The organism is Pseudomonadota bacterium (assembly GCA_030859565.1).
In the GTDB taxonomy this organism is placed as follows: domain Bacteria; phylum Pseudomonadota; class Gammaproteobacteria; order JACCXJ01; family JACCXJ01; genus USCg-Taylor.
In genome coordinates, this window is sequence record JALZJW010000005.1 from 1 (window position 1) to 24,372 (window position 24,372).

The following is a 24,372-nucleotide window of genomic DNA, read 5'->3' on the forward strand; positions in this document are numbered from 1 at the left end:
TCTTGCTGTACTTCTCGAAACCCGTGCCCAGTGTCATCTGTTTGCTCATTGTCGTCCTCGGCTCTGTGCGGTCAACCTACCGATCAGATCGTGGACTTTTGCAGAGGTTCCTTAGCGGATGACCATTCCAGATCGGATGAGGGCCATGGTGCTCGAAGCAGCCCGCCAGCCGTTGCGCTCCATGCAGATGCCGGTACCCGAACCCGGCCCGGAGCAGGTCTTGATCCGGGTGCGTGCCTGTGGCGTGTGCCGCACGGACCTGCACGTCCTGGACGGCGATCTCAGCGAGCCGAAACTGCCTGTGATCCTGGGCCACGAGATCGTCGGTGTCATCGTCGGGACGGGCGCCGAGGTACGGCGCCTTGCCGCAGGCGAGAGAGTGGGGGTGTCCTGGCTCGCATCGACGGATGGCAGTTGCCGGTATTGCCGCAGAGGGCAGGAGAACCTCTGCGATAAGGCGCTTTTCACCGGCTATACCGTCGATGGAGGCTACGCGGAGTACGCGCTAGCGCATGAAAACTACTGCTTTCGATTGCCGGAGGGCTACGCTGATGCGGAGCTTGCACCGCTTCTTTGTGCCGGGCTCATCGGTTATCGCTCCTATCGCTTGGCCGGAGCGAAGGCGGAGCACATCGGGATCTATGGCTTCGGCGCCGCGGCCCATATCATCGCCCAGGTCGCCGTCCATCAAGGCAAGCGGATCTATGCCTTCACGCGCCCAGGTGATGTCGAGGGGCAGGCGTTCGCCCGGGGTTTAGGCGCGGTATGGGCCGGCGAGTCCGGGGAGCGCCCGCCCGAGGCGCTCGATGCGGCGCTCATCTTCGCACCCGCGGGCGCGCTCATCGTCGATGCCTTGCGGGCGACCTGCAAAGGCGGGGTGATCGTCTGCGGCGGCATCCACATGAGCGATATCCCCGCGTTCCCTTACCGCTTGCTCTGGGAGGAGCGGGTCATTCGCTCGGTCGCCAACCTGACCCGTCAAGACGCCGAAGAGCTTCTTTCGATCGCCCCGCAGGTCCCGATCAAGACCTACGTGCAGGCGTTCGCGCTGGAAGAAGCCAACGAGGCGCTCCGGCGGCTGCGCGAGGGCGCCATCGAAGGGGCGGCGGTGTTGGTGATGGACCAGGTGGACGATTAGGGGTGGCGCGGATAGGCGAGATCCGCAGCGGGGTATACGTCAGCAACCGCCGCGATCCCGCTAATGCACCGCACTACCCGGTTAATCCGTCGCCGAATACCGCAGGCGCTGAGCGATCTGTTCGCGCGCCTCGCCGAGGAGCGACTCGCGATCAAGGCTTTCGAGGATTTCCTGCACAACGCGCTTGGGGCCGTTCGGTCCCCACGAACGGCCGAGCGCGAAATATCTCTGCGCGGCGCGCCCGACGACGTAGGCCGAGTAATAAGCCACCGCGCCTTGGGCCGTCCCGGTCACCAACGTCGACAGGCCCCCCGTGCCGCCCTTCATGGCCGAAGCGACGAAGTGCACGGCCCAGACGGTGCCCATCACCAGCGCCATTTGCGCGGCGATGGTCCGCAGCAATCCGCCCGCCTCGGCGGTGGTGACCGGGAGTCCATAGATGCGTGCAAGATGGAACACCAGGCCGACATCGGCGAGCCCGGCCGCCACCAGGTCCGAAATCGGCACCGGGTTGAGCCCCACGACCATGCCTTTGGCGACACAATATTTTCTAATGAGCCGGTCGGCTAACTCTTTCTTGATTGCCACGATCCGCTGGCCGATGGCATCGGACACCGATCCGGCGAAGAGCGTCGCATTGAGCGCCATCAGGGTCTTTCCCTCGGCTTCTAAGATCGACCAGAGCGCGCTCCGTAAGCTTTCCACATCGGCGGCCGCGGGACGCCGCGTTTCGATTTCACGGCCATGGGCATCGGCCTCGAGGTAGATGCGCTCGGCCGGTTCCGCCGCGGTGCATACGATATGGTCGGGCGGGACGAGACCCGCGCCGCGGAGCTTGAGATGATTCAAAAGCAGCGCCCGATCGGAATCCGTGTAGCGATCGATCTTATTGAAGACCAAGAGCACCGGCCGATGCGCCGCGATGAGGACCCGCAAGGCTTGCATTTCCGTTCCCGATAAATCGCCGTCGACCACGAACAGGACGAGATCGGCGCGTGCCGCCACGGCGCACGCTTGGCGTTCGCGTTCCTCGCCGTCGATGTCGTTGATGCCGGGCGTGTCGATGAGAAACAATCCCCCGTCGTTCGATTCTTGCCAGACGGCGGATTGCGGTTCTCGTGTTTCCCCATGCAGCGGGCTGGTGCTGAACCGCGTCTCATGCAGCAGGGCGTTGAGCAGCGCGGACTTCCCCACGCCGACCCGCCCGAACACCGCGATGTGGATGTGTCCGTGTTCGAGCTTGTCGAGCATTGCCTGCACCCCGGCAAGCTCGGCGGCGAGTCCGCGCCGGACCGGCGCCGGCAGGTTGCGGTCCGCAAGTAAGGACTGCAAGCTCTCGCGGGCGAGATCGACGTGGCCGGCAGGCCCGGCGGCGGCGGCTTCAGGACTTGCGTTCTTGCGCCAGGGCAGCAAGGCGGCGAGCACGCGCTTCCAGATCATCGGTTATTTTGTCCTCAAAAGCCCGCAGAGCGGGTGATACGATGAGCGCCCCATGTTCGGTCAGGGTAGCGGCGATGGCGCGGCCCAGACTCTCGAAGATTATCCCGTAACCGACCGCATGCAAAAGCCCCCCGGCCAAGGTCCCCACGCCGGGAAAGGCCTTGCAAACGTTTCCGGCGACCGTCAGCACCAGCGGCAAGGTCTTGCGCACCTGGTCGGAAGCGAGCTTGAGGAAGCGCGACACATCCACCTCGCGTGGACTCACGTCATAGGCCTGGCACAGCGCGCGCACCAGGCCTATGCCGAGATAGCCTTGGATCAGCAAATCCGTGCCGGGGCTGATCGCGACCACCGCTCCGAGCACGGCCTTGCGCGTGTAGTCGTCGATGATCTCTTGTGCGTGGGCCTCCCGGCGTACCACGATTGCCCGATCGAGCTTATGCGCCGCCAAGCGCCACACGGCCGAGTCACGCGATGCGCTGATCGCGGTGGTGCCGCGCCGGAGGATACGGTCGAGAGACCGAACGAGAGCGTCGATCTCGATGAGAACCGCGGCGGAAGCAAGCTCTTCGCGGCCATCGGCGCGTACCTTGACGACTGGACGCATACCCCCTGCCGAGATAGCGACGATGTCGATATCGCCCAGAGGCGCCACGCGCGTGGCCAACCTCATGCGCAAGGCTTCACGCTGATCCCGGATATAGTGGTCGATTTTGTTCAAGGCCAGGATAACGGGTTTCTGAAAACGGGCGAGGTATTGTAGCTCCAGATACTGATCGCGGGTGAGATCACCGTCGGTGAGGTAGATGACGACGTGGGCCCGCAGGGCTTCCTCACGCCACGCGCTTTCGTCGCCGCCCTCGGTCACGTTCAGGCCCGGTAGATCGGTGAGCAGGATCGGTGTCCCGTCAGGGCGGCTCCATGCATAGCGTGTCAGCGTTTGAGTCGTTCCACGGCGCGCATCGGTCACGGCCTCACAGCCGGGGAGCAAGGCCCGGATGAGCGAGGATTTGCCGCTGCTGCTCTCGCCAAAGAGCGCGATAAAGACCTGCGCTCCCGTGCGCCGCTCGAAAAGCGTGGCCAGCTCGGCCCGCGCCTCGCCTGTGTTGGCGCCGCGCCGCTCGGCCTCGGCGATCCGCGCTTCCAGCGCGCGGTCATCAAGGGGCGCGGGTAACGGGCGAGCCGGGGAGGGTTTACGCGGCCGCAGCAAGCGCCACACCAGCCAGGTGAATCCGCCCGCGAGCGCGAGGATCACTGCCGCGTAGGAAAGCTGAACCAAGAGCGGTAACGACCGCAGCCCTTCCCAGACCGCGAAGGCCAGGTCCGTCGCGTACAAGAGCACCCACAAGGCGGAGGCGAGCGCCAGACTCGCCAGCGCGGCGAGAAACAATCGCACCGGAAAAGGAAGGTTCATCAGCTTCTCGCGGTCAGTGTAGTGGTTACGCCATGTCCCTGCCAGTAGCGCGCCCTATTCCGCGTGACTCGCGCCGCGAGGGTAGTGTCTCAGTTTGATCGGCTTCTGCCCTCTTGCTGACCTTCACCCGACTTTCGCTAGATCGTTCCGGATTGCCTTGCAACGTGAGTACAAATGGCGCACAATATCCTGCGTCCGATTTCTGGAGTCTGATATGAGCGCCTCAACGATCAAGGAAAGCCGCCTTAACATCCGCTGCGATAATCGGGCAAGACAGTTGCTCGACAAGGCCGCCGCCTATACGCATGTCAGCGTGTCCGAATTCGTGCTCTCGCACGCCTTGGCCTCGGCTGAACAAGTCATACAGACGCATGAGTCAATTACCTTAAATCCGATGAATTTTAAGGCTTTTCTCGCCGCCCTAGATACGCCCGTCGAGCCTAATGCGGCCCTAAAACGTGCTGTCAAGCGTCACGCTAAACAGGTCCGTCGGTGACGGCCTTTCGTATCGGGCCGCTCGATGCAGCGGTCGATACGACAGGCTTTTGCTGCGGACAACACGCCCTTGATGAGTATATCAGGCGATACGCATCACAGGATGTACGACGCGATCTGGCGCGCGTCTTTGTCGTTGTGCCAGAAGACAATGTACACCACCTAGCGGGTTATTTTACCCTTAGCGCTGGCGGCGTGAGTTGTTCGGACCTTCCTACAGCGCTCGCACGTAAACTGCCCCGTTATCCTGTGCCAGTGGCGTTGATCGGCCGCCTGGCCGTAGATGAGAAATTTCAAGGAAAGGGCCTCGGTTCGATCCTTTTAGCCGACGCTTGCCAAAAGGTGGTGCAGGCGAGCGCGGTACTCGCGGTCGCTGGGATTGTCGTCGATGCAAAAGATGACTCGGCGAGAACTTTCTACCAACACTTTGGGTTTATGTCTTTTCCAGGGCAGCCGAATCGCTTGCTTTTGCCTGCCACAACCTTTAATCGGTAAGCCCTCTGTCCGCCGCCATTCCTGTGACCGTTTTTGCGGTCGCTTCAGACCCATTCCGGACATATGGGCCGGCTTGACGTGGCGCTCAAAGCTGCCGTTCGCGTCCACTTGCGCTGTATTGCCTCTCCCGGAATCGCTAGAAGCTCTCCGGGTCAACTGCGGTATTTTGTCCACCACGTCGCTTGCGCTGTAGTCCGCAGCCCTTGTTTTCCTACTGGCCTTTGCCGCTTGTGTCACGGCATCCTGCCTCGGAGATTGGCTTGCCACCCCAGGAGCGTCCTCAACCCGCTGCGCACACCGCGCTCTCCGCCCGGGCTTGTCGAAAGGAAGTCTTATGGCATAAGATGCCAATGACCATTCGAGTCACTATGGAGTGTTGTTCATGCCGACGCGCAATGTCGTCCTCACGGACTATCAGGCGGCCCTGGTCGAACGGCTCGTTGCTTCCGGCCGTTACCAGAACGCGAGCGAAGTGCTGCGCGAAGGGCTGCGACTACTTGAGAGCCGGGAGGCAGAGGAGAAGGTCCGTCTCAAGGCGCTGCGCGAAGCCGCGCGCATCGGCATCGCCGACATCGACGCGGGACGGTTCCGCAGCTTCGAGTCGCCAGCCGCGCTCAACCGTCATCTTGCCTCAATGGTTGACAAGACAATCGCCGGGAAAGGCTCTGGACCACGCTCCAAGTGACGGCGGGGACGCGCCCCTGGCCGGTCCGCCTCACGGCGGCCGCGGAGGCCGATTTCCAGGACATCCTGCGCTGGACGGTGAAGCAGTTCGGCGAGGCGCAAGCGCGCGTCTATGCCGAGACGCTGTCTACGGCACTGGAGGCGCTGGTCGCCGGCCCGACGGTCATCGGCGCCAAAACCCGCAATGACATCGCCAAAGGACTGTTCACGCTGCATGTCGCTCGCCATGGCCGTAGAGGGCGTCATTTCGTGATGTTCCGGATCGGCCACGATCAGGGACGTGAGGTGATCGAGGTCCTGCGGCTGCTCCATGACGTCATGGACCTGCCGCGCCATCTGCCCCCGATGGACGAGACCAAATGAAGCTCCCAGAGGGTCTCCGCGACAACGAGTCTGAGAGACCAGCGGGAAGAATTTTCCCTTCGGGCCCGGTCAGCCTTCGGCTGGCGCTCGTACGATCCCCTGTGCCTGGCTTTCTCTGCCATGCGCCGCGCGCCACAGCTCGGGAAGAAGCCGCGCTTCTTAGATTAAGGACGGAAGCACCCGCGGTGGAGTTTAGTTATCGGCGAATGTCGATTTAGAGATGCTCCGAACGACTAATTGATGAACCAGCCTAATCTACAGAGCCGAACCCTATCGGTATAACGTGAAAGGAGATTGTTTATGACCTACATCGATGGATTTGTGGCCGCCGTGCCTACGGCCAACCGAGACGTTTACAAGAAGCATGCTGAAGACGCTGCCGTTGTTTTCAAGGAGTACGGCGCGCTGAAGCTGGTCGAGTGTTGGGGAGACGATGTCCCCGAGGGCAAGTTGACGTCTTTTCCGATGGCGGTCAAGCGCAAGGATGATGAGACCGTCGTCTTTTCCTGGATTGTCTGGCCTTCTCGTCAGGTGAGAGATGCGGGTATGAAAAAAGTGATGGCCGACCCGCGGCTGCAGCCTGATACTAATCCGATGCCTTTTGATGGCAAACGGATGATATACGGAGGTTTCGAAGTGATCGTGGATGTTTGATAGCGGTGTCGCACTAGACCCCGTTACACCGTGGAGTTCACGCTCGCGGGTCACGCAGGCGATTTTCGGCCCGAGCCCTTTTATACCTCAAAGTTGGTGGGACTCGTGTGCAACATGGACAAGACGATCGGCGGAAAATTCGAGCAGGGTCCGGCCGAGCTGAAGGCCCTGGCTGAACGATAACAAGGAGGATTCGAATGCGCTCCACGTCGATGGGCTTGTGATACCCGTTCCGAAAAACTGGGGTCTTCTTTCGCATTGCCAAGAAGGCAAATCATTCGATTACGTTTCAACCATGACTCGAGAACGTTTTACTCACCACATCCTATAAGGAGGAACCTATGCGTCACATAAAACTCGCTCTCACCGGTTTCTGTGTTGTGCTGATGGCATCCGTTGCCATCGCCAAGGACAAGAAGACGGAGAAACCGATGGACCCGCAGGCGATGATGGAGGTCTATGCGAAGCTGGCCCAGCCTGGCGAGCCGCACAAGTTGTTTGCAAGTCTGGCCGGTAGCTGGACGACAAAAACCAAGGAGTGGATGGAACCCGGCAAGCCTCCAACGGAATCAACCGGCTCCGCGGAAATGAAGATGTTGCTGGACGGGCGCTTTCTCCAGTAGGAATTCACCGGCGACATGATGGGACAACCCTACTCCGGGGTTGGGATCAGCGCCTACGACAACCTCCGCAAGCGATATGTTTCGACGTGGATCGATACCATGGGCACAGGGATCTTCATGATGGAAGGCACGGCGAGCGCGGACGGCAAGACCATCACACTGAAAGGGCAGCATGCTGAACCAGGCGGAGGGCACATGACGCATCGCGCCGTCTGGAAGATTGTGGACAGCAATACCCAGACGTTTGACATGTATGGGGCTCACCGCGGCGGCAAGGAAATGAAGATGATGGAGATCACGTACACGCGAAAGCGGTAGTCCGCAGGGCGTGCATTGCACCCTGATTCTCGACGGACGTCAAAGGCGTGCGGCGGGCGCTGCCCAACTCGGGTGACTGGATATACATTATTGAGTTAGAAGTCAAAAGGAGCTTCCGCAATGAGTCAAATCAAAACCGAATCCACGAGGTATTCCCCTACCTGCGAGTCAAAGGCGCTCCGGCTGCCATTGATTTTTACAAGAAGGTCTTTGGCGCCACGGAACGAGCTTCCATCGGCCTGCGGTCGTTCCGGAACGACCGCTTCGCCCTGCGCCGACGAGCCGGAGTTGGGTGGGCTTGATGGTCGGGTTATGGTCATAGCCGAAATTCAAACTGAGACACTACCGCGGCGAGAGGCGCCTTGCTTTTTACCCGCCCGTGCTAGAGGATGGCGAGCGGGGACGGGAAAGGGCGCCCATGGCGATTCCAGCGAGTCTAGACGACCATCTCGAGCACCGAGTCCAGGAAACGGGCAGACGCTTGATCGCGGCCTTCGAGCAGCGGCGGCAGGCGGCGCGCTCCGTTGATCTGTGGTTGGACCGGTTCTTAAACCAGGTAATGACCAGCGAGGCGTTCCGCGTGCAAGCCCTGCGCTTCGTCGATGTGCTGCCGGCCTTGGACAATGACCGCGAGCTGACCGAACACCTGCACGAATACTTCGGGCACGGCGATTTTCCGCTGACCGGGTTGCTGCGCTTCGGCGTGCGCCATGTGCGCGGGGACTTCGCCAATGCGATCATCGGCGGCGCCGTGCGCAAGGCTATGTCCGGACTCGCGCGGCGCTTTCTCGGGGGCGCTAGCGTGGAGGAAGCCGTAAGCACGGCTGAAGCGCTGCGCAAGCGGGGCATCGGCTCCAGTATTGATCTCGTGGGCGAAGCGGTGGTCAGCGACGCCGAGGCCGAGGACTATCAACGGCGGTATTTGGATTTCTTCGCACGCATCCCGCAAAAAGCCGCGGCGTGGCCACCGCACCCGGTGCTCGATCAGGGCCAGGGACGGCGGCTGCCCCGGCTGAATGCCTCGATCAAATTATCGTCACTCGATCCTCAGCTCTCCGCGGTGGCGCCCGAAGCCGGCGCGGCGCGGATCGCGGCGCGCTTGAAGCCGATTCTCCTCGCGGCCAGGCGCGGCGGTAGCTTCGTGTGCGTGGACATGGAGCAGTTTCACCTCAAGGAAACCGTGCTCTCCTGTTTCAAGCAACTGCTGATGGAACCGGAGCTCCGAGAGTGGCCGGATGCCGGGATCGCATTACAAGCCTACCTTCGCGAGACCGAGGCCGATATCAATGATCTTAGCGCCTGGGCAGCCCGCCGCGGCACGCCGATCACCGTGCGTTTGGTCCGGGGCGCGTACTGGGATTATGAAACGGTCATCGCCGAGCAGCACGGATGGCCGCTGCCGGTCTGGACCAAGAAATGGCAAACCGACGCTTGTTACGAGCGTTGTGTGCGGCTCTTGTTCGAACACCATCCCAGGATTGAGGCGGCGGTTGCGACCCATAACCTGCGCAGCGTAGCTTTCGCGATGGTCCTCGCCGAAGAGCATGGGATCACACGAGATCAATTTGAATTCCAAATGCTCCACGGCATGGCGAGCGGGCTCGAGGATGTGCTCGCGGAGATGGGCTATAGGCTGCGGATGTATGTTCCCTTCGGCGAATTGCTGCCGGGCATGGCGTACCTCGTGCGCCGGCTGCTCGAGAATTCCTCCAGTCAATCGTTTCAGCGCATGAACCAAGCGCGCACGCTGGCGGCGGGGCAACTGCTCGCCTCTCCGCATGGCGATGATCCAGCAGCCGAAACCGCGCCGCGGGTGGCCGCCGGGGCCCGTGTTGGACAAGGCGGCGCGGAGGCGGCGGGCGCGCGGACGCTCCCGCGTTTCCGCAACGAGCCGCCGCATCGTTTTACCGATCCCTCCGAGCGGAGCGCGTTTCAGGGCGCCTTATCAGCGGCGCGCACCGCCCTCGGCGGCGACTATCCGCTCCAAATCGATGGCAAAGCGGTGGGGACGAAAGACCAACTGCTGTCGGTGAATCCAGCGCGCCCCGATGAAGTGATCGGACGCGTGGCCCGGGCCGGGACGGGGCATGCGGATCGCGCTGTTTCCGGGGCCTTGCGGGCCTTCGCTGACTGGTCGCGGCGAGCGGCGGGCGAGCGGGCGCATCTGTTGCTATGTGCGGCCAAAGCGCTGCGCCGGCAGCGAGATGAGTTCGCGGCGCTCGAGATTTTGGAGGCCGGCAAGACCTGGGTCGAGGCCGATGCCAATGTCGCCGAGGCGATCGATTACCTCGAGTACTACGCTCGCGAGGCGCTGCGCTGGGAGCAGCCACGGTGTCACGACGTCCCCGGTGAAGAAAATGTCTATCGGTATGCTCCGCGCGGGGTGGGCGCGATCATTTCTCCCTGGAACTTTCCTCTGGCCATCCTTACAGGCATGTTGTCGGCCGCGATCGCGGCCGGAAACACGGTGGTGTTGAAGCCCTCCTCGCAGACACCGGTGATCGCCGCGCGTTTTGTGCGGCTGCTGCAAGAAGCCGGCGTACCACCAGCAGTGGTGCAATACTTGCCGGGCGCGGGCGGCACGCTCGGCGAATATCTAGTGCGCCACCCGCAGGTCGCCTTCGTTGCGTTTACGGGATCGGAGGAGGTCGGCCGCCGCATCCTCCGGCTGGCCGCGGATTTCGGGCCGGGACAGTCTCATGTCAAGCAGGTCATCGCGGAAATGGGGGGCAAGAACGCGATCATTATCGACAACGACGCCGATCTCGATGAAGCCGTGACCGGGGTGGTGCAGTCGGCCTTCGGGTATCAAGGACAGAAATGCAGCGCCTGTTCCAGGGTCATCGTCCTCCGGCAGGCCTATGATCGCTTTCTCGAACGGCTGCTGGCGGCGACGCGCAGTGTGCGCATCGGGATGCCCGAGACGCCCGCGGTGTTCATGGGCCCCCTCATCGATGCCGGCGCCAAGGCGCGAGTGATCGAGGCGATCGAACGGGGCCGGGCGGGCGGGGCAGAGCTCGCCTTGGCGATGCCGTGTCCGGATTTGGGCGGCGGCTACTTCGTGGGGCCCGCGATCTTCACCGGCGTTGCGCCTGATTCCTACCTCGCGCAGACGGAGATCTTCGGGCCGGTCCTCGCGGTGATGCGAGTCGCCGATCTCGATACGGCGATTCGCGTGGCGAATCAGACGCCCTACGCGTTAACCGGAGGCATCTATTCACGCAGTCCATCTCATGTCCTGCAAGCAAGCCGCGAGCTGCAAGTCGGCAACCTGTATATCAACCGCAAGATCACGGGCGCGTGGGTGGAGCGCCAACCCTTCGGCGGATTCAAGATGAGCGGGGTGGGCAGCAAGGCCGGCGGCCCGGATTATTTGCTCCAGTTCATGATCCCCCGAACCGTGACCGAAAACACGCTGCGGCGCGGATTCGCGCCGGCGGGACGCGCCGGAGATTGATGTTGGCGCCCGACACCCTCGATGAGATCGCTGCCGCGGTGAAGGCAGCCAACCGGCGCCGCGAGCCCTTACGCATCTTCGGCAGTGATTCCAAAGCGTTTTACGGGCGCCGGGTGGCGGGGGCGCCTTTGTCATTGCGAAACTTTTCCGGGGTGATAGCCTACGAACCGACCGAGCTGGTGGTGACGGTACGCGCCGGCACAAGAATCGGTGATCTCGAAACATTGCTCGCGAGCGAAGGTCAGATGCTCGCTTGTGAGCCTCCGCATCTTGGGGACGACGCCACGATCGGCGGGATGATCGGGACGGGGTTGGCGGGACCGCGCCGGCCTTACGCGGGGGGCGTGCGCGACAGTGTCCTTGGGATCCGTTGTATCGCCGCCGCGGGCTCTCTCCTGCGCTTCGGCGGCCAGGTGATGAAAAATGTGGCGGGCTTCGATCTCTCGCGCCTGATGGTCGGGGCGCTCGGGACGCTCGGGATCGTCGTGGAGGCATCGCTCAAGGTGCTACCACGGCCTCGGGCCGAGATCACCTTACGCCAGGAGGTCGAGCCCGCACGCGCCATCGAGCTGATGAACGCGTGGGCGCGTAAGCCGTTGCCGCTCTCCGCCGCGGCTTATGACGGTGTGGCGGTATATGCGCGCCTGACGGGCAGCGCGGCCTCGGTGGCCAGCGCCTGCGGGGAGATTGGGGGCCACGAGGCCGACAGCCGATTCTGGGAGGATCTGCGCGAGCAACGCTTGCCGTACTTTCTCGATGAGCGGCCCGTGTGGCGCGTATCGGCACCTCCGGCGGCGGCTCCTTTGGCGCTTGCAGGGGAGTGGTTTCTCGATTGGGGCGGCGCGCACCGCTGGTTAAAGAGCGAGGCTGATCCAAAGATCATTAAACACGCCGCCCTCGGTTGCGGGGGACATGCGGTTTTATTTCGTGGCGGAGATCAGAAAGGGGAGCCCTTTCCCAGGCCGCCTCCGGCCTTATTAAACGTCTATCGGCGAGTCAAGAAAGCCTTCGATCCGAACGGCATTCTCAATCCAGGCCGATTACTCCCGGAACTATAACTTACCTCGCCGATGCAAACCTCTCTGCCCCCGTCGTTCCGGATCACACCGCAAGGTAAAGAGGCGGATGCGATCTTGCGAAAATGCGTACACTGCGGATTGTGCACCGCGAGTTGTCCCACCTACCGGCTGCTCGGCGATGAGCGTGACAGTCCCCGCGGCCGCATCTATCTCATTAAAGGGATGCTTGAAACGGGTGCGGCCCAGCCGACGATCCGGGAACACCTCGATCGCTGTTTGCTCTGCCGCGCCTGCGAGACGGCCTGCCCTTCGGGCGTCGAGTACAGCCGTTTGTTCGAGATCGGCCGGCAAGAACTGGAACAACGCATCGCACGTCCTCTGCTCGACCGCTGGGTCCGGCGGGCGCTACGGATGACCCTGCCTTATCCCCGGCGTGTGCGGCACCTCACGCGGCTAGCGCGCATTATTCGCCCGCTGTTGCCACGGAACTACCGCGACAATCTGCCTTTGGCGCCTCCTGCCGTTGCGCACGGCTGGCCGCAGCCGCGGCATCCGCGCACGATGCTGCTGTTGGAGGGCTGCGTGCAACCGGTATTGGCGCCGGCGATCGACACCGCCGCAGCCCGCGTATTCGATCGCTTGGGCATCACGCTGGTACCCGCGCGCGGCTGTTGCGGCGCCTTGAGTTATCACCTTTCGGCCGTCGATGAGGCGAGCGGTTTCATGCGCCGTAATATCGATCGCTGGTGGCCGGTCGTAGCACGTGGCGCGGAAGCCTTGGTCATCACCGCGAGTGGATGCGGGGCGATGGTTCGGGATTACGGTGACTTGCTGCGGGGTGATCCGCACTATGCCGCCAAGGCCGCGCGTGTATCCGCGCTGGCCCGCGATCCGTGCCAAGTGCTGATGCAAGAGGATTGCGCAGCGATCCGGCCTGCAACGGATGTTCGAGACCCAATCGCGTTTCATTCGCCCTGCACCTTGCAGCATGCGCTCAAGCTCGCCGGAGTGACGGAGACACTGTTGCAGGCGCTTGGGTTCAACTTGGTCCCGGTGCAAGACCCGCATCTGTGCTGCGGCTCCGCGGGGGCCTATTCGATTCTGCAAGGGCCATTATCGCGCCGGCTTCTGGCGGAAAAAGTGAAGCACCTGGAAGCACAGCGCCCGGCGCTAATCGCGACCGCGAATATCGGCTGTTACCAGCACCTCAAGCAAAAAGCGCGAGTCCCGGTAAAGCATTGGATTGAGCTTTTGGATCCCGGCGCGGCCCCGGCGGCTTAGCCGCATGGCGCGGCCCACCCAGCAACTCCCCACGGCGGTTATTCGATTATCAGAACGCCTTCTTCGGTGCCCTCACTCTCGATAAACTCGTCCAGGTTTTCGACCGGAGGGTCCCCATCATAGATAGCATTGATACGCCTTTGGCGGTAGGCCTCGCGCGTGAAGGTATAGGCATCAAGCGCGGCCTCGTCTCGAACGCGCGTCGCTTCGAGAAGATTCGCGCGCGTGTTGATGATCCCCAGTGCGCCGATCGGTCCAATCACGATGCTCGATACATAGAAGAGCGGGTTGAGCAGCGTGCTAGTCGCTAGGCCCGGTGTGTCACGTACCGAATTCGGACCCAGCAGCGGCAGGACGATATAAGCCACTTCATCCATGCCCCACACCCCCAGGGTTTGGCCGAAGTCTTCGTCGTGCTTCGGGACGCCCCAGGCGGTGGCAGGATCGAAAAAACCCCCGAACCCCATGGTGCTGTTCAAAACGAAACGCCCGAAATCGGAGGCGCCTTGATTGACCTTTCCTTGTAAGAACGAATTAAATACGACGTTCAGGTAGGTCAAATTATCAAAGAAGTTGGTGATCCCTTCACGGACGGGCTCGGGGGTGTAATCGGCGTATTTTTGGGCTACCGGCTTAATTAAATACCGATCTATGCCATCGTTGATGTCGTACACGACACGATTCACGCCTTCCCCGGGATCATTGTTTCCGTTATCAAGTGTCGGCGTGCTTGCGCAACCAGATGTGAAAACACCCAGCGCCAATACCAGCAGCTTGCATTTCTTGTTATTCATACTCACCTCGACCGCTTCGCCTAATGGTTATGACCCTGAGAGCTTGTGAATAAATCTCGGCATCTCGCGTTCCGGCGGTGCTCGGAATCCTTATGTATTTCAATACACTCCGGTTCCTGCGCTCCGGCGGAAAGCCAGGGCCAGGGAATGGCCCTGTTTGGCGCGCCGAGGATGCAACGCGACCTGCCTTCGCTCGCTGACGATTTTTTCACAAGCTCTGAACGCAGGAGGTATTACTCCTCCCCAGCCCCATACTTAGAGATTTTATCGTTCAAATCTGTAATCAGATCGTCAAACCCCTTGGTTTTCAGCACCGACGTATAATCCGCTCGCTTCAGCGATAGGTCGCTGACGCCATCGGCGATGACATTTACGATCAACCACTCATCACTCTTGGTTTGTAATACGTAGTCCAGACGAACCGCCTCCCCGTCCGACTTGACGATTTCGGTCTTGACCAGGATCCGGCCTTTCTTGAGCTCTTCGCCCGCAACATGCCGAAACTGCTCGTTATCGAAGCCATCGAAGCGGGCCGCATAAGTCGCCGTGCTCAACTTCGTAAAGGTATCGATAAACGACTGCCGTTGCGCGTCGCTTAGTTCCTTCCAGAACCGTCCAACGACGATCGGAGCGATGGTCCCGAAGTCGAAGCTCTCGCGAACTAAAGGATCTAATTTCTGGTAACGCCCGGGATAGCCGAGCGTTCCGGCATTCTGCATTACTTCCAGTAACGCCGCGTGCAGTCTGTCGACGACGGCGACAGCCTCGCCGGGAACCGGTGCGGCGGCAACGCTAAGCGTCAATCCGAGATATAGGGCGAAGGCGCGTACGACGTTTTGAACTATGGTAGTGAAATTCCCCTTCATGTCATCGAATCCTTAAGATCCGCGGACTAGGCTTTGTAGTAGCGCCCCTTCCATTGGGACCGTTCTCCCGACCAATAGCGAATGGCCGAGGACCATGTCATCGCGACATATAATAGCCCAATGATCGGTAAAGTCAGCGCCCAAGCCCTCGATTGCCGGTAATATTTCAACGTGGGCTGGTAACTCGCCATGGCCAGAATGATGGGGACGAGAGAAAAAACCCTATCCCATCCGCTGGCGGCCAGAAGACCCGCCACGGGCACGCAGAACGCTAACAACATCATCCCCGTGCATAGCACTAATAGAATGAGTGAATAACGCAGTTGGGTATAGGCCGTCCTGGCAACCATCTTCCAAATGCTCGCTAAGCTCGTATATGCCCGCAGGCTCGACGCGGAGCGCGTTAAGCCGAGCCAGGTTTTAAAACCTTTGGCCTTTACCGCCTTCGCGAGAGCACAATCGTCGATAAGCTCCGCTTTAATCGCAGCAAACCCTCCTATGGCCTCGAGCACGCGCGTTTCCACCAAAATGCATCCGCCCGCGGCGGCGGCCACATACCGGATGGAGGGCAGGTTAGAAAGTTGAAACGGGTATAGCAGCTTGAAGAAAAACACGAACGCCGGCATTAGCAGTTTCTCCCACCACCCCTCCATCCGTAGCTCCACCATCAAGGACACGAGATGATTCCCTTCGTTTTTCAATTTGGCGCGCAACACCGCCAGGATCCCTCTGCGCAGAGCGACATCGGCGTCCAATAGTAAGGTCAATGCCGAACGCACACTAGCCCGCCCTTGCTCGAGCGCCCATAGCTTTCCCGACCATCCGCGGGGAAGCGGCTCTCCGCGCAGGATTCTAAAGCCCTCGATGTCGGCCGCTAGCGCCTTGGCGACCGTGTCGTCAGTGGATTGATCGTCAATCAGGACAACGCGGAAACCCCGTCCCTGCCGCGCCAACGCGTTTAGCGTTTGTTGAATTACCGCGGCTTCATTGCGGGCCGGGATAAGAACGGTTACATCGCCGAGGTCGACGCCGGCGCTCGCGGAGGCATCCAGCGATTCATCCGTGCGCCAGGGACGCCACGGCGCCAACAGGATCCCGATCCAGATAAGGTAGTTTGGGACGAGGAAGAAAACCCATCGCATTGAGCGATTGCCGCGCCGGACATAGACTCGCTAGGCCACTCGTTTTCGTCTATGCGCGCCGGTAATTTCCACGGTCGCGACGAAGCGGGGTTTTAGTGGCGCATGTTGTTCGTAGAGGATTGGCGGCTCCGGGGCCATGGGTCCCGTGGTCGATGGTCCGTGCAGCATAAGCCGGAGTGCTTTTAGCGGGTGGGCAAAGGCATCGTTGACCGCCGTGGCTTCGTAACCGCAGTGAACCATGCAATCGTCACATTTAGGATTACGTCCCGTCCCGTAGCGCTCCCACTCGGTTTCTTCTATTAACGCCTGGTAGGTAGGCGCGTAGCCTTCCCCTACGAGGAGGTAACAGGGCTTTTGCCATCCGAACACGTTGCGCGTCGGATTGCCCCACGGCGTGCATTCATAGCTCTGGTTTCCGGCCAGGAAGTCAAGGTACATCGGCGAATGATTGAAGCGCCATTTCCGATTCTTACCGCGTTTGAATACGTCACGGAACAATTGTTTGACCTCCTTACGCTTGAGGAAAACATCCTGCCGTGGCGCCCGCTCATAGCTGTAGCCAGGCGAAATCGTCACGCCTTCCACGCCCAGATCGGTCGCAACATCTAGGAACTCCGCAACTTCCGGCGCCGTTTCTCCTTGGAACAGCGTGCAATTGACGGTCACGCGGAATCCTTCCGCGCGCGCCTTGCGGATGAGTTCCACGCACCTATCGTATACCCCGTCGCGGCATACCGAGGCATCATGCCGGTCCTTGTTACCATCGAGGTGAATCGAGAAGGTCAGATAGGGCGAGGGTGCGTAATCCGCCATGCGCCGATCGAGCAGGAGCGCATTGGTGCATAGATACACGAATTTCTTGCGTTGGATGAGTCCCGCCACGATCTCGGGCATCTCTTTGTGAATCAGCGGCTCGCCCCCGGCAACCGATACGATCGGTGCGCCACATTCGTCGATGGCGCCCAGGCATTCCTCGACGCTAAGCCTTTTGTTCAGGATTTCCTCGGGATAATCGATCTTGCCGCAGCCCGCGCAGGCGAGGTTGCAACGAAACAGAGGTTCAAGCATGAGCACCAACGGATACTTTTTGCGCCCACGAATTTTCTGTTCCAGAATATATCGCGCGACACGGAATTGCTGGATTAATGGGACTCCCATTCGTAACCCCCCAGTGCGTTGTGGCTTTTTCGTTCAACGAACAATGAATTGAATTGCGCTTTTGTTGTATATATGCCATTAACATACTATAGGGGGCGCGCAATGTACAGCAAAATTACAACGAATTCTTGCCAGCGCGGATAGCTATATCCCATAATGTGATATTCCCTAAATCGAGGCTTGACGATGGTTACTCGCTACGCGCTGTTGCGCACGATCGATACGCCCATGGACCTGCGCCGGCTACCAGAGTCCGAGCTCGCGCCGCTGGCCGCCGAGCTGCGTGCGTTTGTTCTTGACTCCGTGAGCAAGAGCGGCGGACATTTCGCGGCGGGTCTTGGTACCGTTGAGCTCACGATCGCGCTGCACTACATATTCAACACCCCGGAAGACCGCATCGTGTGGGATGTCGGCCATCAAGCGTATCCGCATAAGATCCTCACCGGCCGGCGCGAGCGCATGAACACGATCCGGCACTGGGGAGGTCTCGCGCCGTTTCCCAAGCGCGACGAAAGTCTCTACGACACCTTCGGCGTCGGCCATTCCAGCACCTCCATCAGTGCGGCGCTCGGAATGGCGATCGCCGCGAAACGCCAAGAGTCTGGCCGCAAAGCCGTCGCCGTCATCGGGGACGGCGGTATGACCGGCGGGCTCGCGTTCGAGGCTATGAACCATGCGGGGGATCTCGGTATCGATCTGCTGGTGGTGCTGAATGACAATGACATGTCTATCTCTCCGAATGTCGGGGCGTTGTCGAACCGCATCGCTCAAGTCTTGTCGGGACGCCTCTATGCCACCGTCAAGGAAGGGAGCAGGAAGGTGCTGTCGAACATGCCGCCGGTATGGGAACTCGCGCGCCGCGCCGAGGAGCACGTCAAGGGATTGATCATACCGGGCACCCTGTTCGAGGAGCTGGGGTTTAATTACATCGGTCCGGTCGATGGGCATGATCTCTCGGCCTTGCTGACGACGATTCGCAACCTGCGTCAATTGCACGGTCCCCAGCTCTTGCATGTCATAACGAAGAAAGGCAAGGGTTATGCGCCGGCCGAGGCGGATCCCGTCAAATACCACGGCGTCACGCCCTTCGATCCGGTGCAGGGTATTGTCTCCTCGAAGGCCCCGAGTAAACCCACCTATACTAAGATCTTTGGCGACTGGATCTGCGACATGGCGGCGCGCGACCCACGGCTGGTCGCCATCACCCCGGCGATGCGCGAGGGCTCGGGCCTGGTGCGATTCCAAAAGGAATTCCCGGACCAGTATTGTGACGTCGGGATCGCCGAGCAACACAGTGTCACCGTGGCGGCCGGGATGGCCTGCGAGGGCTTGAAACCGGTCGTTGCGATCTATTCGACTTTTCTGCAGCGGGGCTATGACCAAGTCATCCATGATGTCGTCAATCAAAAGCTAGCGGTGCTTTTTGCCATCGACCGCGCGGGGCTCGTGGGCGCGGACGGCCCCACCCATAACGGCAGCTATGATCTGACCTTCCTCCGCTGCTTGCCCGAGATGGTGGTTATGGCGCCTTCCGATGAGAATGAATGCCGGCAGATGCTCTATACCGGATTCCTGCTCGATGGGCCGGCGGCTGTCCGCTATCCGCGCGGGGAGGGACCGGGGATGCGTGTCGAAGAGGCCATGACGGTGTTACCCGTCGGCAAGGCCGAGATCAAGCGTTCGGGTAAGCGCATCGCGCTGTTAGCGTTCGGAACGATGGTCGCACCGGCGCTCGAAGTGGGCGAAGATCTCAAGGCCACGGTCGTCAATATGCGTTTCGTAAAACCCCTCGATGGGGAGTTGCTGTCGCAACTGGCCGAAACCCACGAGTTGCTGGTGACGGTCGAAGAAAACGTGGTCGCCGGGGGCGCCGGCGCCGGGGTGGCCGAGGTGCTTGCAAACCATGGCCAGCATACGCCCATCGTGCATTACGGCTTGCCCGACCGGCTGATCCAGCACGGTACGAGAGAGGAGATGTTGGCGGACGCGGGACTGACCAAGGAAGGTCTCCTGGAATTTGTCCGCCGGCACGCCAGCGGGCTGGTGAAGGTCAGCGCCCCAAGCCTAATAGCCCTGTAAGCGCTTAGGCGCTGGGCTTGTGAAGAAATCGTAGCGAGCGCGTCCGCCCGCGAGGCGCACGGCGCGCAGGACCGTTTCGCCGGGAGCGAAACGGCGCATTAGCCCCGAAGGGGCGAGCCTCAAGGATGAGGCGAGCAATCGCAGTCAGTCGTAGGGTGTGCACCGCGCTGTTTGCGGTGCGCACGCGGATCATCAATCCGGTGCAGCCGCTCGGAAGCATCCCCGGCCCTTCCGCGTGCGCACAGCACGCTACGTTCGCTAGCCAGAAGCATGCAGCGCCTGAATAGCGGCCTTCGGATCGGCGGCGACGATCTTGAGCAGGGCTCGGGCCGGGCCGGTGGGCCGGGTGCGTTTCTGTTCCCAGTTCTGGAGCGTCTTCACCGACACGCCGATCAGCCGCGCGAACTCTGCTTGCGACAGGCCCGCCGCCTCCCGGATCTGCCGTGGTTGGATATCCTCGAGCGCCGTCACCCGTGCGCCCGGCACATTCTCACCGCGCATGTGCGCGCCCATCTGACGGACGCCTTCAAGCAGACCTTGAAACAGCTTCTTATCCATCGTTCAGTACCTCTCGCATGAGTGCGGCCAGCGCGCGGACCTGCGCCGGGGTCAGGTCTTCCCGCCCGGACTTCGCGTAGGCAAAGACCAGGTAACACCAGTCGTGCGAGGCTCGCCAGTAGTAAATCACCCGTGCCCCACCCCGCTTACCGCGCCCTGGCAGCGCTGCGCGTAACTTACGCAGACCGCGTCCGCCGGGAATGAGATCGCCGGCCTCCGGGTCTCCCAACAGCCGTGATTGCACCGCACGCAGACCGTCGTCGTCGAACAGGTCTTGCCGGGCGAATGCGGGCAGCTCGATAAAGAGCATGGCTTGACCATCCAGAGCACTTTCAAGTAGTGGAGACTTGCCTTCGTCACAACGACATCTCAGCGGTCAGAGACGGAATACATCTGTCTCTGTTCCACATGGCCGCGTTCGGAGTCGGCGCACCTCGACCCAACCTGGATAAGAGGGGTGTGTTTAGGGAGACACTCGATTTCCTTGTTGGCATTAGGATCCCGAAGAACTCTCTATTTTTCACAGTCTTCGCTGGCGGGAACATTGCTGGTCGACAATACCGAAGGGATGAGGAGTCTCTGACGATCCTGGCAGAGTTGGGAATAGGCGATGGACAGATCGGGCTTGTCAGGGGGAGAACGAACTTTGTCTATCTAAGAAGAGACGCTTGCCGCTCCCTCCGAAGCATGAGCTTATAAAGCACAGTCACCCACAACACCCCTAAAACCATCCCGCCCAGCGTATCCGATGGAAAGTGCACCTGCAGGTAGATCCGAGAGGCGGCCACGCAGGCCACCACAACCAGTGCCGCGCAGGCGACCCACCCTGCCCACTCGGGGGCTTGGCGGCGCACGATAAGCACTAGGCACAGGAAAAACGCAGTCGCCTGAGCGGCATGCGCGCTCGGGAACGAATCCGAGACGGGTAGCTCGATCAAGAGCGGGTAAAGCGCGGGCCGAGGCCGCGCTAGAATCCGCTTAATGGTGTAGGCCATGAGCGCGGTACCGCAGAGGCCCATCCCCAGAAGCCATGCCTCGAATCGATTCTGGCGATGGGCCAACAGGCTGACCAACGCGAGTGCAGCCGGGATGAGAACGTAGAGTGAGCCGAGCCAGGTCATTCCACGAAACAACTGATCGAGGATCTCGGAGCGATGAGCCGCAGCGAACGCCAGGATGGCGGTATCCAAGTTTAAGACACTATGCATCTCTCGGTGAATCTGCTGCGCGGCGTGCCCGCGCCCAGCCGGCCGGCGTGCGCGTGAAGCGTTCAGAGCTCGCCGCGACAAACGCCGTGCAATCGGGATCCCAGGAGTGGCGGCTGATATCGATGTGCGGGCGCTCGATGCGCAGCACATTGAAGGAATTGGACTCCCCGCGCACGCGCGTCGAGATCGCGGTGCCCGCGCTGACCGCCAGCGCGCTGTAGCCGGCGATCCTAAAACGCTCGGCGAGCGGCCCGGTATGGCTGCGATGCAGATGGCCGGCCAGCAGGATGTCGAGCCGGCATTGGCCGAGCTTGGCCAGCGCCTGTGGCGGACAGCGAACCAGATCATCCTCGTCTCCGCCTTCGGGCACGTGAAAAGGATGGTGCGTGACCAAAATCCTGATCATATCCTCTCCCCCATCGCCTAGCCGTTCGCGGAGACTTGCGATCTGCGTTTCGTTGATGCGCCCGCCCTTGATCGTCAGTGACCGCGCGGTGTTAATGCCGAGCACCATGATCTCCTCGTCACGATAAAACGGCGCGAGGTCCTCCGTGATGTAGCGGCGATACTTGGCGAGCGGGCGAAAAAAGCGCGCGAAGGGATTGCGCATCGGCACGTCGTGGTTACCCGGCACGACAATCCGCGGCGCCCGGATCGTTTCCAGAAATGCCCGCGCCTGTTCGAACTGCGAGCTGCGCGCGCGCTGGGTCAAATCGCCCGAGACGGCCACAAGGTTCGGCCTGATCCCGTGGATAAAGGCGATTAGCGAGGCGAGGATCGCCTCATCGATTTTCCCGAAATGCAGATCGGAGAGATGGACGACGGTGCGCACGCGACAAAGAAATGAAAACAATTACTCTAGGCTGCGATCGGAAGTAACCGCGATCCGTCCAGCAGCGTTCACGGCTCCGCCGTTTCCGCCGCGGGCACGAGCACCCGCAGCGCTCCGGGGCGAACCCGGTAATGGAGTGGGGTGGGCATCACGGCGACCTCACCGTCGATCGCGACGTGCACGCGCGTGCGCTTCGTCTCGATGTAGACCTCTTCGGTACGGAGCGCATCGAAATCCTTCTCATTTTGCAACTTGCCGGCGAAGGCGCGCAGGGCGAAGCGCAGGATCCCAAGGCGCCCGGTACGGCGTGCCATGTAGAGACATAGCCGTCCTGCATCGAGGCGTTTGCGGGTGCCGATCTCGAAACCCGCGATCTCGTATTCGTTGTTGCCGATGAAGATGAACGGAGTGCGCCGCACCGATTCGTGATCGTCTGCGTTCACGCGCACCGCGAGGAAGGGGTAGCGGCGCAGCACGGAGAGCGCCGCCCATAGGAACGCCGGCCACTTGCCGTGCCCCAGGCGATGTTGCAGCTTCTCGCGATGGCGTACTACCATCGGATAGAGTCCGAGACCCGAATTGTTGAGAAAGAACCGGCCGTTGACCTCCCCGACATCCACTTGCGCCACCGTTCCCCCAAGGATCGTGCGCACGGAGTCATCCAGGGCGAGCGGAATATTGAGATCCTTGGCGAAGTGATTGAGCGTCCCGAGCGGCAGCACCCCGAGCGTGCGATCGGTCTCGATAAGGACGGACGCCACGGCGTTGATCGTCCCATCCCCGCCTCCGGCGACCACTGCGCCGGCATCCTCGGCGGCCGCACGGCGTGCCAGATCCACAATATCCTCCCCGCTGCTCGCAATCAAGAAATGCGCCTCGGCGCCTAGATTGTGGAACGCTTCCGCGATGCGCGCTCGCGCCTCGGCCGTCGTGTCCGATCCCGCGGAGTCATTGATGATGATCGCGAAGGGCCTAGCCATAGCAGAGCTAAGCAACCCCGGCATTCCGGGATTTCCCGCTACCGGCCTCGGGCGCGAGCGCCCGCCACTCGCCATCACCCACCGTCTCGAGAGCGCTCAGCACCCTATCTCGGGGAGATAGCCGAGGGCAGGGCCGCAGCGCACGCACTGGACGTTTTCGAAGGACGTCAGTTGATCGCAAACCGGACAGTCGAAGATCTTCAAGGGCCGTGTCCCGTGCAGTGTGTTATCGATTGATAAGAGCTTAGGCGTTACCTGCGGCGGTACGCACTTCGATGCGGTTCTCCACTTCTTTCACCCCGGGTACCGCGCGGACACACGCGAGCACTGTGTCTTGCTCCTCCGCCGACACCTGCCCGTTCAGTATCACCAGCCCGTGATGGGCAATCACCTCAACCGCGGGCGGCTGGGGGAGGGCTCGTTCCAGCGCTAACCGTACCCGCCTTGCCAGCTCGTCATCGGTCGCTACATCGTTCGGAGCCGCGAATGAGATATCATCGGCCCCTGCTCCAGCGACACGATCACTACTCGCCTCCGCCCCAGCCAAGGAGGCCTGTTCCTTCTTGGTGGTCCTCGCCCATTTTTCGCGCAGCCACAGCCGGCGCGGTGCGCCTGAGTGCGGATCGAGGAAATACATCAACCCCGCGCCGATGCCGATCAGTAGTAAGGTCATAGACATAGTGTGGTCCTATTGTTCTGGTTGGTGTTCGTGCGCCAATTCCTAGGCACAAACGTTAGTTCCCGGTGTGGATAATCGGTTACTGACATGGTGACCTCCAAAGCAAGGTTGATTCATGGATTCGTTCTCGAAACGCGCGGCGCTCCCGCGTTGTTCCAGCGCATAATGGGCACGGTCGAAATCGAGCTCATCGGAGAACCTTCGACGATCTTGGTGCTGATGGCTATATACACCAGGGTATTGCGCTTCTGATCGTAGAGTCGATGCACCTGGGTTTCCTTGAACAGGATCGAGGTATCCGCGCTAAACACCTCATCTTCGTCCTCGAACTCCGCCGACAGGACGATGGGACCGGTTTGACGGCACGCGATGGCGAATCTCGAAGGGTCTTCCGCGAGCCCCAGCGGCCCCTTGATGCCGCCCGTACGGGCCTGGCTGATGTGGCAGGAGACTCCAGGGATCTGCGGGTCATCGAAGGCCTCCACGCACACCTTGTCGTTAGCGCCAAGAACCCGAAACGTGGTCGAGATGCAGCCGATTTCTTCGGCGTGCACTGGAAACGCGCCCAAGAGGGCCAAGCCTAAAAGAAGCGTTGAAAAACGCATATTCGTTACCCAATTGTATCTGTATTAACAAATTTTCCGGCTAGCCAGGTGTTCTGAATCTAGCTATCTGCCTGTGCCTGCTTTCTCCTT

25 protein-coding genes and 1 pseudogene are annotated in these 24,372 nt (G+C 61.1%); 12 read left to right on the forward strand and 14 right to left on the reverse strand.

Features of this window, described 5'->3' with window-relative positions:
* Window positions 1–118: 118 nt before the first annotated feature.
* Window positions 119–1,138, forward strand: coding sequence for a zinc-dependent alcohol dehydrogenase family protein (locus M3436_01560; GenBank protein ID MDQ3562863.1), 1,020 nt, complete (start codon window positions 119–121; stop codon window positions 1,136–1,138).
* An 81-nt stretch (window positions 1,139–1,219) separates the two neighbouring features.
* On the opposite strand, the gene M3436_01565 is transcribed toward M3436_01560, so the two are convergent.
* Together M3436_01565 and M3436_01570 are read right to left on the reverse strand one after the other, a co-directional pair.
* On the reverse strand, window positions 1,220–2,578 hold the full coding sequence (locus tag M3436_01565) for a GTP-binding protein (GenBank protein MDQ3562864.1): 1,359 nt from the start codon (window positions 2,576–2,578) through the stop codon (window positions 1,220–1,222).
* A complete protein-coding gene (locus M3436_01570) occupies window positions 2,520–3,992 on the reverse strand; it encodes a 50S ribosome-binding GTPase (protein ID MDQ3562865.1) in 1,473 nt (490 codons plus the stop codon). The genes M3436_01565 and M3436_01570 overlap by 59 nt, the downstream gene beginning before the upstream one ends.
* Before the next feature lie 214 nt (window positions 3,993–4,206).
* On the opposite strand from M3436_01570, the gene M3436_01575 reads away from it, so the two are divergent.
* The 10 genes and pseudogenes from M3436_01575 (at window position 4,207) to glcF (ending at window position 13,381) form a co-directional block, all read left to right on the forward strand.
* The gene (locus tag M3436_01575; GenBank protein MDQ3562866.1) at window positions 4,207–4,488 is read left to right on the forward strand and encodes a DUF1778 domain-containing protein; all 282 of its coding nucleotides are present in this window, start codon (window positions 4,207–4,209) and stop codon (window positions 4,486–4,488) included.
* A complete protein-coding gene (locus M3436_01580; protein MDQ3562867.1) occupies window positions 4,485–4,982 on the forward strand; it encodes a GNAT family N-acetyltransferase in 498 nt (165 codons plus the stop codon). The genes M3436_01575 and M3436_01580 overlap by 4 nt, the downstream gene beginning before the upstream one ends.
* Before the next feature lie 382 nt (window positions 4,983–5,364).
* Window positions 5,365–5,667, forward strand: a complete 303-nt coding sequence (locus M3436_01585) for a type II toxin-antitoxin system ParD family antitoxin (GenBank protein ID MDQ3562868.1) — start codon at window positions 5,365–5,367, stop codon at window positions 5,665–5,667.
* On the forward strand, window positions 5,664–6,029 hold the full coding sequence (locus M3436_01590; GenBank protein MDQ3562869.1) for a type II toxin-antitoxin system RelE/ParE family toxin: 366 nt from the start codon (window positions 5,664–5,666) through the stop codon (window positions 6,027–6,029). The genes M3436_01585 and M3436_01590 overlap by 4 nt, the downstream gene beginning before the upstream one ends.
* Window positions 6,030–6,329: 300 nt before the next feature.
* The gene (locus tag M3436_01595) at window positions 6,330–6,683 is read left to right on the forward strand and encodes a DUF1428 domain-containing protein (protein MDQ3562870.1); all 354 of its coding nucleotides are present in this window, start codon (window positions 6,330–6,332) and stop codon (window positions 6,681–6,683) included.
* A 30-nt stretch (window positions 6,684–6,713) separates the two neighbouring features.
* Entirely contained in the window at window positions 6,714–6,866 is a 153-nt protein-coding gene (locus M3436_01600; GenBank protein MDQ3562871.1) for a hypothetical protein, read from the forward strand.
* A 266-nt stretch (window positions 6,867–7,132) separates the two neighbouring features.
* Window positions 7,133–7,624: pseudogene (locus M3436_01605) on the forward strand (DUF1579 domain-containing protein).
* 418 nt (window positions 7,625–8,042) lie between these two features.
* A complete protein-coding gene (gene pruA / locus M3436_01610; GenBank protein MDQ3562872.1) occupies window positions 8,043–11,081 on the forward strand; it encodes an L-glutamate gamma-semialdehyde dehydrogenase in 3,039 nt (1,012 codons plus the stop codon).
* The gene (gene glcE, locus M3436_01615) at window positions 11,081–12,139 is read left to right on the forward strand and encodes a glycolate oxidase subunit GlcE (GenBank protein MDQ3562873.1); all 1,059 of its coding nucleotides are present in this window, start codon (window positions 11,081–11,083) and stop codon (window positions 12,137–12,139) included. Before pruA ends, glcE begins: the two co-directional genes overlap by 1 nt.
* Window positions 12,140–12,151: 12 nt before the next feature.
* Complete coding sequence (glcF, locus tag M3436_01620) at window positions 12,152–13,381, forward strand: glycolate oxidase subunit GlcF (protein ID MDQ3562874.1); 1,230 nt, start codon at window positions 12,152–12,154, stop codon at window positions 13,379–13,381.
* A 38-nt stretch (window positions 13,382–13,419) separates the two neighbouring features.
* On the opposite strand, the gene M3436_01625 is transcribed toward glcF, so the two are convergent.
* The 4 genes from M3436_01625 to hpnH all read right to left on the reverse strand — a co-directional run bounded on the left by M3436_01625 (window position 13,420) and on the right by hpnH (window position 17,341).
* Complete coding sequence (locus tag M3436_01625; GenBank protein ID MDQ3562875.1) at window positions 13,420–14,175, reverse strand: VacJ family lipoprotein; 756 nt, start codon at window positions 14,173–14,175, stop codon at window positions 13,420–13,422.
* A 233-nt stretch (window positions 14,176–14,408) separates the two neighbouring features.
* Window positions 14,409–15,041, reverse strand: coding sequence for an ABC transporter substrate-binding protein (locus M3436_01630; GenBank protein MDQ3562876.1), 633 nt, complete (start codon window positions 15,039–15,041; stop codon window positions 14,409–14,411).
* A gap of 26 nt (window positions 15,042–15,067) precedes the next feature.
* Window positions 15,068–16,183, reverse strand: a complete 1,116-nt coding sequence (locus M3436_01635; GenBank protein ID MDQ3562877.1) for a glycosyltransferase — start codon at window positions 16,181–16,183, stop codon at window positions 15,068–15,070.
* Window positions 16,184–16,213: 30 nt separating this feature from the next.
* Complete coding sequence (hpnH, locus tag M3436_01640) at window positions 16,214–17,341, reverse strand: adenosyl-hopene transferase HpnH (GenBank protein MDQ3562878.1); 1,128 nt, start codon at window positions 17,339–17,341, stop codon at window positions 16,214–16,216.
* Window positions 17,342–17,521: 180 nt separating this feature from the next.
* Here hpnH and dxs point away from each other — a divergent pair, with 180 nt between their 5' ends.
* Window positions 17,522–19,420 (forward strand): 1-deoxy-D-xylulose-5-phosphate synthase, encoded by a 1,899-nt coding sequence (gene dxs / locus M3436_01645; protein MDQ3562879.1) that lies wholly within the window; start codon window positions 17,522–17,524, stop codon window positions 19,418–19,420.
* A gap of 258 nt (window positions 19,421–19,678) precedes the next feature.
* Here the strand turns inward: dxs and M3436_01650 are convergent, their stop codons facing one another.
* The 8 genes from M3436_01650 to M3436_01685 all read right to left on the reverse strand — a co-directional run bounded on the left by M3436_01650 (window position 19,679) and on the right by M3436_01685 (window position 24,282).
* Window positions 19,679–19,978: a helix-turn-helix domain-containing protein gene (locus M3436_01650; GenBank protein ID MDQ3562880.1), complete on the reverse strand. Its 300-nt coding sequence runs from the start codon at window positions 19,976–19,978 to the stop codon at window positions 19,679–19,681.
* Complete coding sequence (locus tag M3436_01655) at window positions 19,971–20,288, reverse strand: type II toxin-antitoxin system RelE/ParE family toxin (protein MDQ3562881.1); 318 nt, start codon at window positions 20,286–20,288, stop codon at window positions 19,971–19,973. Before M3436_01655 ends, M3436_01650 begins: the two co-directional genes overlap by 8 nt.
* Window positions 20,289–20,628: 340 nt before the next feature.
* Window positions 20,629–21,186 (reverse strand): phosphatase PAP2 family protein, encoded by a 558-nt coding sequence (locus M3436_01660; protein ID MDQ3562882.1) that lies wholly within the window; start codon window positions 21,184–21,186, stop codon window positions 20,629–20,631.
* Complete coding sequence (locus tag M3436_01665) at window positions 21,179–22,018, reverse strand: metallophosphoesterase (protein ID MDQ3562883.1); 840 nt, start codon at window positions 22,016–22,018, stop codon at window positions 21,179–21,181. The genes M3436_01660 and M3436_01665 overlap by 8 nt, the downstream gene beginning before the upstream one ends.
* A 68-nt stretch (window positions 22,019–22,086) precedes the next feature.
* Window positions 22,087–22,998, reverse strand: a complete 912-nt coding sequence (locus tag M3436_01670) for a sphingosine kinase (protein MDQ3562884.1) — start codon at window positions 22,996–22,998, stop codon at window positions 22,087–22,089.
* A gap of 96 nt (window positions 22,999–23,094) precedes the next feature.
* Window positions 23,095–23,202 (reverse strand): zinc-ribbon domain-containing protein, encoded by a 108-nt coding sequence (locus tag M3436_01675; GenBank protein MDQ3562885.1) that lies wholly within the window; start codon window positions 23,200–23,202, stop codon window positions 23,095–23,097.
* Window positions 23,203–23,242: 40 nt separating this feature from the next.
* Window positions 23,243–23,677, reverse strand: coding sequence for a BON domain-containing protein (locus tag M3436_01680; protein ID MDQ3562886.1), 435 nt, complete (start codon window positions 23,675–23,677; stop codon window positions 23,243–23,245).
* 113 nt (window positions 23,678–23,790) lie between these two features.
* A complete protein-coding gene (locus M3436_01685) occupies window positions 23,791–24,282 on the reverse strand; it encodes a CreA family protein (GenBank protein ID MDQ3562887.1) in 492 nt (163 codons plus the stop codon).
* Window positions 24,283–24,372: the final 90 nt, after the last annotated feature.